Source organism: Micromonospora sp. C81, from assembly GCF_018070425.1.
In the GTDB taxonomy this organism is placed as follows: Bacteria; Actinomycetota; Actinomycetes; order Mycobacteriales; family Micromonosporaceae; genus Micromonospora; species Micromonospora zamorensis.
The window spans coordinates 25,228-42,338 of sequence record NZ_JAGPXS010000007.1; the positions used below are offsets into that span (position 1 = coordinate 25,228).

Sequence of the window (17,111 nt, forward strand, 5' to 3'; positions counted from 1 at the left end):
TACAACGATGCCCGGACGTACCGTCGCCAAGCTGGCCACCGTGAGCGCCGTCGTCGCCGCCTCGGTGCTGGCCGTGGCACCCACCGCCCACGCCGACCTGGTCACTCACTGCATCGGCACCGGTGGGGCGGTGACCGTGCCCAACGACCTGTACGTGCCGGCGGGCGAGTCCTGCGCGCTCACCGGCACCACGATCACCGGCAACGTCACCGTCGCGGCCGGCGGCAACCTGGTGGTGACCGGTGGGCGGGTCAGCGGCGAGGTACGCATCGCCGCGGACGGCTACCTCGACGCCACCGACACCACAGTCGACGGCCAGGTGGTGCTGGCCGCCGGCGGATACGGCATCTTCCTCAAGGACGCACAGACCGGCACCGTGACCGTGCGGCCGAAGGGCAGCGCGACCATCGACAGCTTCCTGTTCGCCGAGGAGTCGACGGTCGCCGGGAACGTCACAGTCGGCGCGGGTGAGGTCCGGCTCGACCGGGGCACCCAGGTGCAACGCAACCTCAGCAGCACCGGCACCTACTACACCGACCTGCACGACTCGTTCGTCGACGGCACGCTGTCGGTGCTCAACAGCGCCACCGGCAGTGTCGTGTGCGGCAGTGCGGTACGCGGCAGGGCCACGTTCGCCGGCAACCTGGGCGGCGTGCAGGTCGGCCCGAACGGCGCCCTCGACAGCTGCGCCTCCGGTGGCTACTGGGGTGGGGACGTCAGCATCACCAGCACCACCGGTGGCGTCACCGTCGACGACAACATCATCAACGGTCAGTTGACGGTGACCGGCAACGACCCGGTCGCCCAGGTGGCCGCCAACAACCGCATCCGTGGTGGCGTGACCGGCGACCAGGCGGCCACGACCACCAACCGGGCTGCCCGGATGGCCGCTGCGGACCGGGACGACGCCGGTGGCCAGCGGGCGGAGGTCCGGCGTACCTCGGCGGTGCTGGAGGCCACCGCGGCCGGCGCCGCGAGGCTCTAGCCGAGCAAGCCCCAACCCTGGCTGGCACGGTGGGCGCAGCTGGCGGCCGGTGGTGATCGTCGGTCACCTCCGTCGGGGCGGATGCGGTAGTGAGCGGTATACCTCAGAGGTATGAATATGCCTCTGAGGTATATCGCTCAACAGCACATCGGCATGGCGGGCCAGCCGAGGCCGACGCCGTCAGCCCTGCCTAGAAGTTGCCGGCCGAGTTGCACTTCACGCCCTGGTCGAGGCAGTTGCGCACCCGTGCGGCCAGCGCCTCGTCCTTCCACGCGTTGAAGAAGTCCGCGTGCATGGAGAACGACGTGCCGGACGCGAGGGTGATGCCGTCCGTGTTCGCGCTCAACGGGTACGAGATCACGAACGACACCGAGGGGACCGGCACCGGGTGGCTCTTCGGGCAGGCCCCGGTGTGGTCAGCGTTGGCCATGTGCGCCTTGTGGTCCGGACTGTCCATGTGCCTGCCGTCCCAGCAGTCCGGGAAGGTGATCTGCCGGACGATGTTCGCGGTCCTGGCGCAGACCGGGAAGGTCTTGTCGGCGCTGCGGCCGATCTCGCCGCCGATGCCGGCGCACCAGAAGTGGTTGCCCTGCTTGTCCGGGGTGTCGACCTGGTTCTTGGCGTTCCCGGTGATCATGCGCAGGCCGAACGGGAAGGGCTGGGTCCGGCTCGGGTCCTTCAGCCGGGAACCGTAGTAGACGGTCACCTCCGTCGGGTCGACGACCTTGCCGTTCTGGTACATCGTCGGCACCCAGTAGGCGGACTGGTCATCCGGCGAGTTGCAGGTGGTCGCCTTCGACGCCCGCAGCGACTCGGCGGTCGAGTTGGCGTCGGTCGACCGGTTGCCCCAGAAGGTGTGGTTGTGTGAGCCGCCGACGAGCTTGGGCAGCACGATCGGGTCGTCGCTGTTGTGGTGGCTGGTCTTACAGCCGACATTGAACTCGGGGACCTTGACCGGGTTGCCGGTCACCGCCTTGGGTTTGCGCGCGAAGAACGCCTTCGTCGCGGCTGCCTGCGCGGCGGCGTCGGTGGTGATCCAGCCGCCGGACGCGGTGGGCGGGACGGTGCCGGTCGACGGGGTGGTCGGCTTGCCCGGGGTGGATGGCGTCGCGGACGTGCCCGGGGCGCTCGGCGTGAGCGACGGGTCGGTCGGGGCCATGTCCGTCGGCGCCTCAGGGCCGGACGAGCCGATGCCGGTGTCGCCGGATGGGCCGGACGCACCGGGAGTGCCCGGGACCTCCTTGCATCCGCCGGCGAGCGCCAGGCTCACCAGCAGCAGGGCGGTGACGGAACGACGGTGTCGAGGGGTGGATCGCAGATTTATCAAGGGGGGCGCACCTTTCTTCCGAGAAGGAAGAGTACGAGTCGCCCACCTGTTCGTTCACAACCGCAACGATTAAATCTGCCTTAAATATCGCCCAGCAATTGCCTGGTCAGTTTTGCGGAGCCGCCGCGCTGTCGATTCAATCTCATTTCCATGATTCTTCTCCAAAAACTGTAATCGGCGACTCCGGCGGCACTCCACTTTTCTGGGCGTCCGGGGTTGCCGGGCGCGACGAGCTGATGGCCAGCACCCCGTCTCGTCAGCAGCTGCTGCGTGCCTTGCGCAGGAAGGCCTTGCGCGACACCACCGTCGTCGCGTCACGACCGCGCGGGGCGAGCACCTGATCCGGGCCGATCCGCGGGAGATCCGCGAGGGTGAAATCCACCGGGATGGAGTCACGACCGGCTGACCCTCTGACGGTGTAGGTGACCCCGGGTCGCAGTTCGGTGAGCGGCTCGACGTCCACATCCATGCCTGCCTCGGCGGCGGTGAGGTCGACCGCGTCGGCGACCTCCCAGCCCTCCGGCGGCTGACCCAGCAGGGTGGCCTCCACGACCTCGCTCGTCGATCGGCCGTGGACGTCCCATGTGATCAGTGGTGGCCGGTTGGCCTGGTCACCCTGGTCGTCGTGGTTCACGTGCACGCCGAGCTGCCCGAAACTGCCACCGCACGGGACCAGTACGCCGACCGGCTGGCCATCGCGGACGGCGAGCGCGACCACCGGCTCGTCAGGTGGGCTGCAGGCGGTCAGGAGGAGGAGGGGAAGCGTCAGGACAATCCAGGAACGTCGTCTTCTGCGCATGTCCGCAGCATTCCACGTCGGTATCACGCTTCGATGCCCCGCAGGTCACGAAAGGCGGACAGCGGCGACGAACCCCGGCCGGGTGGTGTGCGGCCGCGCCTTCCCACCTTCGCTTCGTGATTTCCAAAAACAGCGCGCGGCGCCGTGGACGTGGAGAGAATTGCGGCCACGGAAAGCACGTAGAGCCGGGAGATGTTCGATGGGTTTACGAAGGCGAATGGCGCTCGCGGTGGTGATCGTCGCGGCGACACCTCTGGTCCTCGGCGGATGCACCGTCGAGCGGAAGCCCGCCGCCCGGCCGGCCGAACGGGAGGTGCCGTCGCCGGAGCTGACCCTCACGCCCGCCGACCGGTCCCGGAACGTGCCGCTCAGCGCCGAGGTCGCGGTGCTCGTCAAGGGCGGAACGATCACCGCCGTGCGTATCGCCGACGACAACGGGATGTTGGTCAGGGCTCAGCCACGGGAGGACGGCTCGGCGTGGGTGCCGACCGTTCCGTTGCAGCCCCAGCGCACCTACACGGCCGAGGTGATCGCCACCGGCGACTCCGGGGGGACCACCACCCGCACGACGACCTTCACCACCATGGCGACGTCGACGAAGCCGCAGGTGACCAGCACGCTGTATTTCGCCGACGAACGGACGTACGGCACGGCGATGCCGGTGACCCTCGCTTTCGATCCACCCATCGCCAAGGCGGCTCGTGCCGACGTGCAGCGCCGGTTGTTCGTCACCACGAACCCACCGCAGCCGGGTGTCTGGTCCTGGGTGGACGACGGCAGCCAGGTCTACTACCGCGCTCCGGACTTCTGGCGGCCGGGCACGACCATCAGCGTCCGGGCCGGTCTGCAGGGTCTGCCGATCGGCCGGAACCGGGTCGGTGACGCCGACCGCACCGCGACGTCCACGATCGGGCGGCAGGTGGCGATCGAGGTCAACAACGCCACCAAGCAGATGCGCGTGCTACGCGACGGCAAGCTGATCCGCAAGATCCCCGTCAGCCTCGGCAAGCCGAGTACGCCGACCTCCAGCGGCAAGATGGTGATCATGGAGAAGCACCAGCGCACCAGGTTCGACACGCGCGGCGAGCCGAACGGCGGTTACGTGGTGGACGTCCAGGACGCCCAACGGCTCACCTGGGGCGGCGAGTTCATCCACGGAGCGCCCTGGTCGGTGTCGGATCAGGGACACCGCAACGTGTCGCACGGCTGCACCAACGTCTCGGCTGCCGCCGCCGACTGGCTGATGGGCGTCACGCAGGTCGGTGATCTGGTCACCTTCACCGGCACCGAGGTCCGGCTGCAACCGGGCAACGGGTGGACGGCCTGGAACACCAGTTGGGAGCAGTTCGTCAAGGGCAGCGCACTGCCGGTACCCGCCGCTCTTCGACCGGCTCCGACCCCGGTGCCGCACGCGGACGCGGCGGGCGGCGGCTCGCCGACGTCCGGTCCCTCCGCCTCCGGCGGCTGAACCGGCAGGTGTCCGACAGGCTCAACGCACTTGCCGGACGTCTCTACCCTCCGGGTCATGACGTACGAGCCGATGATGGTTCCCAGCCGGAAGCCCAACCGGACGACTCGTACCGTCCTGATCGTCGTCGGCGTGGTGTTGACGGTGTGCTGCGTTGTCGGCGTCTGCGGCGGGTTCTGGTTCTACCGCTCCATCAAGGACGCCGTCAAACCGGTCCGGGTGGCCACGGCTGCGTACATCGACGACGTGCAGGCCGGCAACTACCCGGGCGCGTACGGGCGGCTGTGCGGAAAGGTGCGCGAGACCATGACGCAGGCCGATTTCGCCCGCATCCAGGCCGCCCAGTTGAAGATCGGCAGTTACAAGATCGTCGGTGTGTACGTCAACAACTCCAACGGGCGGGTCACCGGGACCTCGACCGTCGAGATGGTCCAGGAGGCCACGGGTGCACGGATGACGCAGAGCATGGTGCTGGTCAAGGAGGACGGTGAGTGGCGCGTCTGCCAGTGAGCGACGACCCGGCGAGTCGGTGGTCGGGGCTCAGGCCGGGGCGAGTTCCGGCACGCCGTAGTGCTGGTCGAGGACCTGCATGGCGGCGCCCGCGGCGATGACGTCGGCGCCGAGGCTGGACAGGGTCACCTTCGTGGTGAGCCAGTCCGCGCGTCGCGCGTCGGCCTGGACGGCCTCGGTGACCGCCGCGAGATAGGTCCGCGAGTGCCGTAGGAGATCCGCGCCCGCGAGCACCACGTGGGCGAGATCGAGTGTCTGGAGCAGGTTGACCACGCCCACCGCCACGACGCGGGCGGCCCGGTCGATGTCTCCGGCATCGGCTGCCTGGCTGTGCACGATCTCCAGGCACCCGTGGCGACCGCAGACGCAGCGAGGTCCGTTCAGGTCGACGACCGTGTGGCCGAATTCGCCCGCGTTGGTGTGCGCGCCCCGGTGGGCCGTACCTCCCAGCCAGAATCCGCCACCGATGCCGGACTCGATCATGATGAGTGCCGCGTCGCCGAACGTGGCGCCGTGGCGCCAGGCCTCGGCCGTGATCCCGGCGGTGACGTCCTTGTCGAGGTGGACGGGCAGTCCGAGGTGTTTCTCGGCGATCTCGCGCAGCGGTACGTCGTGCCAGTGCCGCAGGCCGTGGGCGTCACGGACCAGGCCGTTGGCGTGGTCCAGCGGGCCGATCATGCCGATGCCCACCCCGGTGAGCCGGCCCCGGACGTCGCTGCTGCCGGTCATCGCGTCGATGCCGGCCATCAGGGCGTCGAGCAGCTGCTCCGGGGTGAAGTCGCCGGGCAGTGGGCTGACCGTCGAGTGGTGCACGGTGCCGGCCAGGTCGACCAGGACCAGCCGCAGGGTGCGCCGGGCCACGTGCGCGCCGATCGCGAACCGGCTGTCGGGGACGAGTTCGTAGACGACCGCGGGCTTGCCGATGCCCGTACGGCGCACACCGGCGGGACGGATCAGGCCGTCGGCGCTCAGGCGGCCGATGACCTTGGAGACCGCCTGCGGCGTCAGCCCGGTGGCCTCGACCACGGTCGACCGCTCGAACGTTCGCACGGTGCGCCCCAGTGCCATGACCCGTGCCTGGTTGTAGCCGCGCAGGAAGCTCACGTCGGCAGTGATGCGGGTCATCTCACCAGCCTATTACGCAACGCTGTTGCTAAATTTTTTCGGTGATCGAGTTGAGCAGAGGTCGACGGGTGGCGGCGTTGGTCGCGCTGGCACTGGGTGGCGTCGCGATCGGCCTGACCGAGTTCGCGGCGATGGGCCTGCTGCCCGACATCGCGCGCGGCCTGCTCCCGCAGGAGTACGCCCGGTCGTCCTCGGACGCGGTCGCCCGAGCGGGATGGACGATCACCGCCTATGCCCTCGGCGTGGTCGTGGGCGCGCCCCTGATCGCCGCGCTGAGCGCCCGCCTGCCCCGCAAGAAGCTCGTGCTCGGTTTGCTCGCGCTCTTCGCCGTCGGCACTGTCGCCTCCGCGATCGCCCCCACCTTCGACCTGGTGCTGGTGGCCCGGTTCGCGGCGGCGTTGCCGCACGGGGCGTACTTCGGGGCGGCCGGTCTGCTCGCGGCGACCCTGATGGGCCCCGGCAACGAGGCCCGTGGCTTCGCCACAGTGCTCAGCGGCCTGACCGTGAGCAACGTGGTCGGCGTACCCCTCATCACCCGGCTCGGGCAGGCGGCCGACTGGCGCGTCGCGTACCTGGTCATCGCCGGTGTCTTCGTGCTCACGCTGCTGGCGGTGCTGGCGGTCGTGCCGGAGGTCGCCGCGACGGTCGACGGCTCGCCGGCGGCCGAGCTGAGGTCGCTGCGGTCCTCGCAGGTCTGGCTGGTCGCGGCGACGGGGGCGGTCGGGTTTGCCGGGTTCTTCGCGGTCAACACCTACATCGCGCCGGTCACCACCGACGTGGCCGGCCTCTCGGCCGCGACGGTGCCGTGGGCTCTGGTCGCGGTGGGGCTCGGCATGACCGTGGGGAATGCCCTGGGTGGCTGGTTCGCCGACCGTGACCTGCAACGGAGCATGGTCATCGGCTTCGTCGCGATGACCGTGAGCATCGCCGCGTTCAGCCTCGTCGCGTCGACTCGCGTCGGCCTGTTCGTCGGCGCGTTCCTGGTCGGCGCGACAAGCCTCTATCTCGGGCCGGTCCTCCAGGCGCGACTGATCACGGTCGCCCCCCGAGCGCAGATGATGGGCGCGGCGCTCAACCAGTCCGCCATGAACATCGCGAACAGTCTGGGCGCGGCCCTGGGCAGCGTCGCCATCGCCGCGGGGCTCGGTTACCTCGCGCCGGCCCGGGTGGGCGTCGTCCTGGCGATCGTCGGGCTGGCCCTGGGGATGGTCAGTTTCGCCGTCGGACGCCGTACGCGTGAGCGGGTCCCGGCCACCGTCGGGAGCTGACGTGGCCGGGCCGCCCGCGGCCGGGGGTCAGAAGTCGTCGACGCTGACCGTCACGCGATGGGCACTCGATCTCCAGTTCGGCAGGTTGATCACGTCGTACCCGCCGCCGCGTTGACCCACTGTGATCCGCACCAGGCCGAGGTGCGCCGGCGTCGACGGGATGAACAGGTCCATGCCGGTGATGAAGGTCTGGCTGAAGAACTCCGGCAGGGGAGCGGTCAGATCGGTCACGCCGTCGCTGTCGTCGTCGAACGCGAAGATGGCGATCGTCCGCTTGACCCTTGGCGTGTTCGCCGCGTTCAGGACATCCCGGCCGTTGATCCAGATGTTGTCACCGGCGTCGCCCTGGTCGCCCCACCACTCCTTCTGGCGTTGGATCGTCAGCGCGGTGTGCCGGTCGCTGGTGTCCACCAGCGCGCCGAGCCCTTCGCCGGGAATGCTGGTCGCCAGGCGGACGAACGAGTCCGAGCGGAGGAACGGCTGGGCGTAGAAGTGGTGCGTCGGCGCGCCGGCGCGCACGATCGCGAACTCGTAGCGGGCCGTGGCGAGCACCGGGACGGGACCGAACGCGCCGTCGCCACTCAGGGGCAGCCGATGAGTGGGACGGTCCGACAATCGACCACCGGTCAGCGAGTTGACCGGGTAGACCTCCAGGGTGGCGTCGGTGACGCCGACGTTGCTCGGGAAGAGCACCGCGCGACCGGAGACCTGGGCCGTGCCGAAGAGTTGCGGCACGATCCGTGTGGTGTGCGGCGCGCGACCCTGAAGGAAGCGGAAGATCTCGCCGAACGACTCCGCCGACGACACGGTCTGCGTGTGGGACTGGTCCGGGAGGTGCACGTTCGTCGCGCCGACGATGGCGCGGGCCGGATCGCCCTCACCCCAGATCGCGAGCGTGGGCACACCGCCCGGTGGGGACGTCGCGGTGCGCCCGTCCAGGTTGACGTAGTGCGCGACCCGGGCGGCACGCGCCGGTGAGCTGGTGAGGTAACCCTGCAGGACGAAGGTGCCCAGGGAGTGCGCGAGCAGGTCGACCCGGTCTGCGCCGGTCGTCGCCAGCAGGCGGGAGATCCGCGCGTCGAGCCCCGCGTACACCTGGGGGAGGATCGTGGCGATGTTCGGCGAGTCGTACTCGTGGGCCTCGATGATGTCGACCGGGTAGCCGTTGCTGGCGAGTCGTTTGGCCTGGGTCTGGAACTGCGAGGCCGACCCGGCGCTGCCGTGCACGAAGATCACTGGGCGGTACGTCGGCGTGGCTGCGGCGTCGGCGGCGGCGAGCGGAACGGGGGCGACGGACAAGCCGACCGCGAGGGCGCCTCCGGCCAGCACGCAGAGCAGTCTCCGGCGGAACGTGTGCATCGGTCCTCCACCCTGAGCGACAAAGTATGTGCACTGTTAGCGCAAGTATCGTGTCAGGGTGAGGCGCGGCGGTCCACACCTTCCTCGGTCAGTTGACCTCCTTGGCGAGCAGGTCGCCGACGGCTGCGCGGACGGGGTCGGGGTTCGCCCAGCTCCAGTTGGGATGCGCGCGGTTGGTGAGCAGGGCCAGGACGAGTCTGCGGCCCGGGTCGACCAGGAGCGAGGGGCCGGCGAAACCGGTGTGGCCGAACGTCCGGGCCGAGGCGAGCCGACCCATGAACCAGCTCTGGTTGAGCACCACTCCCAGTCCGTGGGCGGCGGTCCGATTGGGCCGCTCCGGGTCGACGGCGCGCTTCCCGGAGTTCTGGTTGGTGAGCATCCGGCGTACGGTCGCCGCCGAGAGGACCCGCTTGCCCTGGTAAGTGCCCCCGTCGAGGAGCATCTGACCGATCGCCGCCAGGTCGGTGGCGGTGGCGAAGATGCCGGCGTGGCCGGCCACACCGCCGAGGTGGTTGGCGACGTCGTCGTGGACGGTGCCCCGGAGCAGACCCCGCGACGAGCGGGCGTCGGTGGCGACGAGACGACCGGCCTTCGCGCTGCCGGACAGCCAGGTGTTCGGGTTGAAGCCGGTGTCGCGCAGGCCGAGCGGGCCGGTGAGGCCGCTCTTGAGCGCCTGGTCGAGACGCTGGCCGGTGACCTTCTCGACGATCTTGCCGGCGACCATGAGCCCGACGCTGGAATAGCGGAACGTGTTGCCGGGCACGGCACCGGAGACCAGCCCGGTGGTGAGCACGGCGTTCCAGCGAGCCGCGTTGTCGGAAAGCCCGGTGACCTTGGCGCCGACGGGCAGACCGCTGGTGTGGGTGAGCAGCATCTCGACGGTGACCCGCTCGGTGCCCGCGCCGGTGAAGGCGGGCAGGTAGTCGCGGACCGGCGCACCCAGGTCGACGCGTCCCTTGTCGACCTGCTGCAACAGCAGGATGGCCGTGTACACCTTCGTGACCGAGGCGAGGTCGAAGACGGAGTCGGGACGCATCTCGACGCGCTGGCCCGCCGCGAGCAGCTTGGGGCCCGCTCCGTAGCGCAGCGCGTCCCCGACCGCGGTGTGCACAGTTGTCTTCCCGTCGACCAGGACGACAGCGACAGCACCGGGAAAGCCCTTGTGCTGGACGGTCTGCGGTGTGGCGGGCAGGTGCCGCCGCAGCAGCGCGGTCACGTCCTGCGCGTAGCGGGCCTGCGCGGCCGGCGCGGCGGCGCCGCTCGGGGACGCGGTGGCGCTCGGAGAGCCCGACGGCGACGTGGCGTTCCCGGCCGAGCCGAAACCCACAGTGTTGCCGGCGGCGTCGGTCGCGGTCACCGCGTCACCGGGACCGGCCACACCCGGGTCCGGCGAGCCACTGTCGCCGCACCCGGCGATCGCGGAGGTGGCAGCGGCCAGGCCGGCCCCCAGCAGAGTACGACGCGCAACGAGCATGCCGGAGATCGTGACAGTTGACACTGACGCACGCCAACCGGGCCGGCCGAACGTCGATGTCGTCCATCCCATCGGCCGACAAGTGGTCACCTGCCGGACACGGTCGGTCGACAACCGTGGGGTTGTGCGACGATCGGCGAGCGTCACGCCGAACGACCGTCCACCGGTCCGACCGCGCACCGAACGCTGGCGGGCACGGCGGAGGGCACACACCTCGCATCCCTTGGAGAGCACGATGTCCCTCTCCCCTTCCCGGGTCTTCGCAGAGCTGAACGCGGCTCGACCCCCTGACCAGGCCGCCCCGATGATGGGAACGGCCGTCGTGGTCGGTGGCAGCATCGCCGGCCTGCTGGCCGCCCGGGTGCTGTCCGATCACGCCGACAGCGTCGTCATCATCGACCGGGACGACCCCCAGGTGGCCGGCGCGCGGCCCGGCGTCCCCCAGGGGACCCAACTGCACGCGCTGCTGCCCGGCGGCCTCCTCCAGCTGGAGCGCCTTTTCCCCGGATTCCGCGAAGAGGCGCTGGCGCACGGGGCGATCGAGGCGCCACCCGAAGCCCGGCGCAACTACCTCGACGGCCGCGCGAAGGTCGTCGTCCCCGACGACGCCGACAGCCTGGCGGGCAGCCGGCCGCTGCTGGAGGGGCTGATCCGTCAGCAGGTGCTGCGGCTGCCCAACGTCAAGACGGTTACCGCCCGAGCCACCGGCCTCGTGTTCGAGGGCGCCGCGGTCACCGGCGTCCGCTGCGAGGTCGGCGGGGTCGTCGGCGTCGAGAGGGGCGACCTCGTGGTGGACGCCATGGGGCGGTCGAGCCGACTCTCGGACTGGCTGGAGCAGGCCGGCTGGGACCGGCCGGTCACCCGGCGGATGACCACGCACCTCAACTACGCGACCGCCCTGTTCCGACGCCCGGCGGTCACCCCGCCCTCGACGGTCGTGCTGGCGCTGCACACACCGCAGGTGGGGCTGGACGTGGCCGGGGCCGCTTTCTTCGCCATTGAGGACGGCCGGTGGATGGCCATGATGGCCGGTTACGGAGACAACCGCCCGGGGCGCACCGCGGAGGACTTCGTCCGCCGTCTGCGGGAGCAGTTCCCACCGGAGTTCGGCGAGCTCGCCGACCAGGAGATGCTCGGCGACGTCCAGACCTACCACCACGCTGACAGCCGGCGACGGGACTTCCACGCGCTGAAGCGGTTTCCGGCCGGCCTGGTCAGCGTCGGCGACGCCGTCGCGTCGTTCAACCCGGTGTACGGGCAGGGGATGACGTCGGCGGCCCTGCACGCGGCCTGCCTGTCGATGTATCTGCGGTCCGGCCCCGATCTGCGGGCGCCCGCGCGCCACTTCCTCGCGCTGCAACAGGTCGTGGTCGACGCGGCGTGGTCGATCTCGACCTCCGCCGACCTGGCGTTGCCCCACGTCGACGGGCCCTACCCGCGCGGCTACCGGATCTCCAGCTGGGCGAGCCGGCAGATCATCGCCGCCACCGTCACGGACGTGGCGACCGCCCGCCGGTTCAACGACGTGGTCTCCATGCGCGAGCACCCACGGGCGCTGGCCCGGCCCGGCGTGCTCCTCGGCGCGCTGCGCGCCAACCGACGCGCCCGCTCACGACCCCGCACCTGAGCACTGACGGCCCGGCGACCTCGTGACGAGGCCGCCGGGTCCGATCGTCTAGCGGGGGAGCTTGCGCAGGACGTCGACGACGAAACGGTGGTCGTCGAGCTGCGGCAGCCCGGACACACCGACCCAACCCACCACGCCGGTGCCACGGACGCGCAGCGGCACCGCGCCACCGGCCGCCGCGTACCGAGAGGCCGGCAGGCCGTACCTCTCGGCCAGCGTCACCTGCTTGTCCTGGCACAACCGGGCCATGTACAGCGACGAGTGCTCGAACCGCATCACAACCCGACCCTTGCGGCGCAGCCACGCGTCGTTGTCGGCCGTCGACCCCGGCAGGCCACAGTGGAACAGTTGGCGCCCGGCCCGCCACACCCCGACCGAGACCGGCAACCGCTGCTCGGTCGCGGCGGTGACGGCAAGCATCCCCAGCTCGTACGCGTCCGTCTCGGACAGGCCCGCGAGCTCCAGCTCGCCCTCCTCGCGTCTCAGCTCGTCCAGGGTCGGCCACGCGTCACGGTCAGTTGACATGTTTCTTCTCCTCGTCGAACGGGGCGATCACCAGGCGCGGGGCGATCACCAGGCGCAGGGCGCGTAGTCCTTCAGGAAACAGCCGTACAGGTCCTCGCCCAGCTCGCCGCGGACGATCGGGTCGTACACCCGGGCCGCGCCGTCGACCAGGTCCAGTGGGGCGTGGAAGCCCTCGTCGGCCAGTCGCATCTTCGTCGGGTGGGGGCGTTCGTCGGTGATCCAGCCGGTGTCGACGCTGGTCATCAGGATGCCGTCGGTCAGCATCTCCTCGGCGCTGGTGCGGGTCAGCATGTTCAGCGCGGCCTTGGCCATGTTGGTGTGCGGGTGCCCCGGCCCCTTGTAGCCCCGGCCGAACTGGCCCTCCATCGCCGACACGTTCACCACGTACTTGCGGCGGGCCGCCGCCGCGGCCATCGCCGGGCGCAGCCGGCTGACCAGCACGAACGGCGCGGTGACGTTGCACAGTTGCACCTCGAGCAGCTCGACCGGGTCCACCTCCTGCACCCGCTGGACCCAGCTGTTGACCGAGTCGAGATCCGGTACGAGGCCACCGGCGTCGATGGCCGTGGACGCCGCGATGCGTTCCGGCGAGGCCGAACCGCTGGTGAGTGCCAGTGCGGTGAGCGCGTGCGGAGTGAGCGCCGTCGACTGTGGCGCGGCGGTCAGGCTCCCGACTGGGCCGCCCTGGCCGTCCGGCTTGGCGAAGGTGATCAGCTCCGGCAGCGGGCCGTCCGGCAGAGCCGCGGCCTCCGCGGCGATGAGCTGCGCGTACGCCCCGGGGGAGCGGCGGACGGTCTGCGCCGCGTTGTTGATCAGGATGTCGAGGGGGCCCTGGCTGCTGACCGAGTCGGCGAGGGCGATCACCTGGGCGGGGTCGCGCAGGTCGATCCCGACGATGCGCAGGCGGTGCAGCCAGTCCCCGCTGTCGGGCATCGCGGCGAACCGGCGGACCGCGTCGTGCGGGAACCGCGTGGTCACCGTCGTGTGGGCGCCGTCGCGCAGCAACCGCAGAGCGATGTACATGCCGATCTTGGCCCGGCCGCCGGTGAGCAGGGCGCGCCGCCCGGTCAGGTCGGTACGGGCGTCGCGGCGCTCCCGGTTGAGCGCGGCGCAGGACGGGCAGAGCTGGTGGTAGAAGGCGTCCACCTCGCGGTAGCGCTGCTTGCAGACATAGCAGCCGCGTGGGTTGTGCAGGAAGCCCGCCGTCTCGCCCGCGACGGAGGTGGCGAGCGGGATGCCCTGGGTCTCGTCGTCGATGCGTCCCGGAGCGCCGGTGGCGGTGGCTTCCGTCACAGCCCGGTCGGCGGCGAGGATGGCGTCCCGCCGTTCCTCGCGTCGCCTCTGCTTGATCACCTTGTAGAGCCGCGCGGTGGCCCGCTGCACCCGCACCACGTCGGGATGGTCGGAGGGCAACGCCTCCAACGCCTCGAAGACGCTGAGGCAGGCCTCCAGCCGGCTTCGGTCAATGCCGTCCTGACCGTTTTCGGTAATGTTGTCCACCGTCATGCGTCTTTGTCTCGTCCCGTATCCCGTGCCGGATCCAGCCGGCTCGCCCCAAGTCCGACCCGAAACTGTACGCACCGTGCGGCCCGCGACGCACCTCGTGCGTCAGTTGGCGTCGGCGTGGCCGAGGCGCCAGTAGCCCATGAAGGCCACCGCCCGCCGGTCCAGACCTCGCTCGGCGACCAGGTGCCGGCGCAGTGTGCGGATGACGCCGGCCTCCCCGGCCAGCCACGCGTACAGCGGCGCCGTGGCCACCTCCTCGGGCACCTCCCAGAGGATCTCGGTGTCCACGTCCACGTCCGGGACGGGCTGCCTGGTCGCCGACGCGCGGGGCACCAGCAGTTGGTCGGCCGCGGCGGCGACGGCGGGAACCAGCCGGCTGCCGTACCCGTCGACACCCCGGGTCATCCAGCGGACCTCGACGCCGGGAGGCGCCACCAGCGGCAGCACGTCGTCGGCGTGGGGCACCTCCAGCAGAACCATCCCCCGGGTGTCGAGGGGCAGTCGCTCGCAGATGCTGCCGATCGCCGGCACGGCGGTCTCGTCCCCGGCCAGCAGCAGGCAGCTCCCGTCCGACGGTCGGAACTCGACCCCGCCGTGGTTGCCGTCGTAGCCGGAGTCCGGCCCGACGATGGCGACCTGGTCGCCGGCGCCCACCCGCCGCGCCCAGCGTGTCGCCGGCCCGCCGTCACCGTGCAGCACCAGGTCGACGTCGACCTCGGCCAGGTGCGGTCGGACGGCCCGCACGGTGTAGGTGCGGATCGGGTTACGCCGGTGCTCGGGCAGCGCCCGCCACTGCGCGTACCAGTCCGCCCCCTCCGGGAAATCCACCCCGCGCTGGTCGGGCAGCGGCAGCGCCAACTTGATGCGCTGGTCGTAGCCGTTGTCGGCGAAGCGGTCGAGGTCCACTCCGGTGAAGGTCACCCGGAGGAAGGACGGGCTGAGGCGGCGTACCGCACTGACGGTGACGGTGAACACGCGCCACGGGGCGATGGGCAGGGTGTTGGTCATGGGTGCCTCTCCGGGTTCGGTCCGGCGTCTACCGGGTGTTGGTCGTCTTTGCGCGTGACCGCCACAGCAGCCAGACGAAGTACGGGGCGCCGATCATGGCGGTGACCAGGCCGGCGGGAATCTGGGCCGGAGCGATGAGCGTCCGGCCGACGGTGTCGGCGATGCTGACCAGCGCCGCGCCGAGCAGCGCGGCCACCGGGAGCACCCGGGAGTGCCGGCCACCGACGAGCGCCCGGGCGGCGTGCGGGGCGACCAGCCCGACGAAGCCGATGACCCCGACGGCCGAGACCGCGGTGGAGGTGAGCAGCGCCGCCGCGCCGAGCGCGATCAGACGGGTGCGTTCCAGGGGGACGCCCAGCACCCGGGGAGTGTCGTCGTCCAGCGCCATCAGGTCGAGTTCGCGACGGGCGGCGACGACGGCCGGGGTGAGCACCAGCAGGGCAATCAGCACCGGCAGCACCTGGGTGGGCATCCGACCGTAGGTGGAGCCGGACAGCCAGGTCAACGCCTTGCCGGTGTTCCACGGGTCGAAGGCGACGACCAGGTAGGTGATGACCGCCATGCCGCCCTGCCAGGCGCCGAAGCCGATCAGCACCAACCGGTCGGAGCTCAGTCCGCCGCGCCAGGCCAGGCCGTACACCAGGGCGAAGGCCAGCATCGCGCCGAGCCCGGCGACACCGGAGACGGCCCACACCCCGGCCAGCGGCACGAAGGTGAGCAGTGAGACGGCCCCCAGCCCGGCGCCGGCGGTGATGCCGAGGATGCCGGGTTCGGCCAGCGGGTTGCGGCAGACCGCCTGCACTGTGGTGCCGGCCACCGCGAGCGCCGCGCCGGCCAGGACCGCCGCGGCGACGCGCGGCCACCGCTGGTCCAGCACAAAGGTGTACGCGGGCCCGGTGCTGCCGTTGAGCCAGTTCAGCACGTCACCGAGCAGCACCCAGGTGTCACCGGCGAGCATGCCGACCGCCACGGCCCCGACGGTCAGGACGGCGGTGACGGTGAGGACGCTGCGGTGGAAGGCGGCGGAGCGGACGGCCGCGTGCCCGCCGGGCGGGCGGCGGGTGGGGCCCGCGTCGCGGTGCCGGCGGGCCAGCCAGATGAGGATTGCCGCGCCGAACAGTGTGGTGACCACGCCGGTGGGAATGTCGACACCGGCCTGCCCGCCCATCACGGCGCGCAGCAGCACGTCGGAGCCGAGGACGATGATGACCCCGGCGATGCCGGACAACGGCAGCAGGATCCGGTGCCGGTGCACCCCCGGCACCACGGGGGCGAGCAGCCGGACGATCACCGGGGCGCACAGGCCGACGAAACCGACCGGGCCGGTGAGGGTGACGGCCGCGGCGGACAGCAGCACGGCCAGCACCATGACGGTGAGCCGGGTGCGCCGCACGTTGAGACCGAGCACGGTGGCGGTGTCGTCGCCGAGGGCGAGGATGTCGAGGCGGTGCCCGAGCAGCATCAGCACCACGACGGCGCCGACGATTACCGGGGCCAACTGGGTCAGCGCCGTCAGGTCGCTCTGCACCAGCGAGCCGTTGCCCCAGGCGAACAGACCGATGGTGGCCTGCTCGAACAGGAGTAGCAGCAGGGTCGTCACCGACCCGAGGGCCAGCGCGGTCGCCGAGCCGGCGAGGATGAGTCGGGTGGTGCCGGCCTGGCCACCGGAGGACATCGCCATCACCAGGCCGGCGGCGGCGAGCCCTCCGCAGAAGGCGAGGCCACCAGCGGGCAGCGCGGGCAGCGAGACGCCGAACGCGGCCACGGCGACGATCGCCAGGTGGGCGCCCGCGTTGACAGCGAGGGTGTCGGGGGACGCGAGTGGGTTGCGGGCGATCGACTGCAACGCGGCGCCGGCGAACCCGAGCGCGACGCCGATCGCCAACCCGGCGAGCAGCCGGGGCAACCGGGAGGCGAGCAGGACGCGGGCCGCCTCGTCGTCGGCGCCCGTCGCCAGCCGCAGCAGGTCGAGGGCGCCGACCGTCGAGGTGCCCTGGGTCAGGTGCACCGCGCCCACCACGAGCAGCAGCAGGATCGCGGCGACGAAGACAGCGGCGACGCGGGGTACGGCCAGGCGTCCGCCCGGAGCCGGCCGGGTGGCCGGCTCCGGACGTGGGGGTGCGCTCAGCA

At 71.1% G+C, this 17,111-nt stretch carries 14 protein-coding genes; 5 read left to right on the top strand and 9 right to left on the bottom strand.

What is annotated here, in order from left to right:
* Window positions 1-7: 7 nt before the first annotated feature.
* Window positions 8-985 carry a hypothetical protein gene (locus KBX46_RS13835; RefSeq protein WP_210792802.1) on the top strand — a complete coding sequence of 326 codons (978 nt, stop codon included), beginning with the start codon at window positions 8-10 and terminating at the stop codon, window positions 983-985.
* Between the two features lie 190 nt (window positions 986-1,175).
* Here the strand turns inward: KBX46_RS13835 and KBX46_RS13840 are convergent, their stop codons facing one another.
* Both KBX46_RS13840 and KBX46_RS13845 read right to left on the bottom strand, forming a co-directional pair.
* Complete coding sequence (locus tag KBX46_RS13840; RefSeq protein WP_210792803.1) at window positions 1,176-2,312, bottom strand: DUF1996 domain-containing protein; 1,137 nt, start codon at window positions 2,310-2,312, stop codon at window positions 1,176-1,178.
* A gap of 256 nt (window positions 2,313-2,568) precedes the next feature.
* Window positions 2,569-3,111, bottom strand: a complete 543-nt coding sequence (locus tag KBX46_RS13845; RefSeq protein ID WP_210792804.1) for a hypothetical protein — start codon at window positions 3,109-3,111, stop codon at window positions 2,569-2,571.
* Between the two features lie 217 nt (window positions 3,112-3,328).
* Here KBX46_RS13845 and KBX46_RS13850 point away from each other — a divergent pair, with 217 nt between their 5' ends.
* Window positions 3,329-4,579 (top strand): Ig-like domain-containing protein, encoded by a 1,251-nt coding sequence (locus KBX46_RS13850; RefSeq protein WP_210792805.1) that lies wholly within the window; start codon window positions 3,329-3,331, stop codon window positions 4,577-4,579.
* Window positions 4,580-4,636: 57 nt separating this feature from the next.
* Window positions 4,637-5,089 carry a hypothetical protein gene (locus KBX46_RS13855; protein ID WP_210792806.1) on the top strand — a complete coding sequence of 151 codons (453 nt, stop codon included), beginning with the start codon at window positions 4,637-4,639 and terminating at the stop codon, window positions 5,087-5,089.
* Between the two features lie 30 nt (window positions 5,090-5,119).
* Here the strand turns inward: KBX46_RS13855 and KBX46_RS13860 are convergent, their stop codons facing one another.
* A complete protein-coding gene (locus KBX46_RS13860; RefSeq protein WP_210792807.1) occupies window positions 5,120-6,214 on the bottom strand; it encodes an ROK family transcriptional regulator in 1,095 nt (364 codons plus the stop codon).
* Between the two features lie 41 nt (window positions 6,215-6,255).
* On the opposite strand from KBX46_RS13860, the gene KBX46_RS13865 reads away from it, so the two are divergent.
* Window positions 6,256-7,482, top strand: coding sequence for an MFS transporter (locus tag KBX46_RS13865; protein WP_088947773.1), 1,227 nt, complete (start codon window positions 6,256-6,258; stop codon window positions 7,480-7,482).
* A 27-nt stretch (window positions 7,483-7,509) separates the two neighbouring features.
* On the opposite strand, the gene KBX46_RS13870 is transcribed toward KBX46_RS13865, so the two are convergent.
* Both KBX46_RS13870 and KBX46_RS13875 read right to left on the bottom strand, forming a co-directional pair.
* Complete coding sequence (locus KBX46_RS13870) at window positions 7,510-8,841, bottom strand: alpha/beta hydrolase (protein WP_210792808.1); 1,332 nt, start codon at window positions 8,839-8,841, stop codon at window positions 7,510-7,512.
* 88 nt (window positions 8,842-8,929) lie between these two features.
* On the bottom strand, window positions 8,930-10,315 hold the full coding sequence (locus KBX46_RS13875; protein WP_210792809.1) for a serine hydrolase: 1,386 nt from the start codon (window positions 10,313-10,315) through the stop codon (window positions 8,930-8,932).
* Between the two features lie 235 nt (window positions 10,316-10,550).
* Between KBX46_RS13875 and KBX46_RS13880 the strand changes: the two genes are divergently transcribed.
* Window positions 10,551-11,942 (top strand): NAD(P)/FAD-dependent oxidoreductase, encoded by a 1,392-nt coding sequence (locus KBX46_RS13880; protein WP_210792810.1) that lies wholly within the window; start codon window positions 10,551-10,553, stop codon window positions 11,940-11,942.
* Window positions 11,943-11,990: 48 nt separating this feature from the next.
* Here KBX46_RS13880 and KBX46_RS13885 read toward each other — a convergent pair whose 3' ends face one another.
* The 4 genes from KBX46_RS13885 to KBX46_RS13900 form a co-directional block, all read right to left on the bottom strand.
* The gene (locus KBX46_RS13885; protein WP_210792811.1) at window positions 11,991-12,467 is read right to left on the bottom strand and encodes a heme-degrading domain-containing protein; all 477 of its coding nucleotides are present in this window, start codon (window positions 12,465-12,467) and stop codon (window positions 11,991-11,993) included.
* Between the two features lie 45 nt (window positions 12,468-12,512).
* Window positions 12,513-13,973, bottom strand: a complete 1,461-nt coding sequence (locus KBX46_RS13890; RefSeq protein ID WP_088947777.1) for an SDR family NAD(P)-dependent oxidoreductase — start codon at window positions 13,971-13,973, stop codon at window positions 12,513-12,515.
* Window positions 13,974-14,075: 102 nt separating this feature from the next.
* Entirely contained in the window at window positions 14,076-14,981 is a 906-nt protein-coding gene (locus tag KBX46_RS13895) for a siderophore-interacting protein (RefSeq protein WP_210792812.1), read from the bottom strand.
* Between the two features lie 28 nt (window positions 14,982-15,009).
* Complete coding sequence (locus KBX46_RS13900; protein ID WP_141912588.1) at window positions 15,010-17,109, bottom strand: iron ABC transporter permease; 2,100 nt, start codon at window positions 17,107-17,109, stop codon at window positions 15,010-15,012.
* Between the last annotated feature and the right edge of the window lie 2 nt (window positions 17,110-17,111).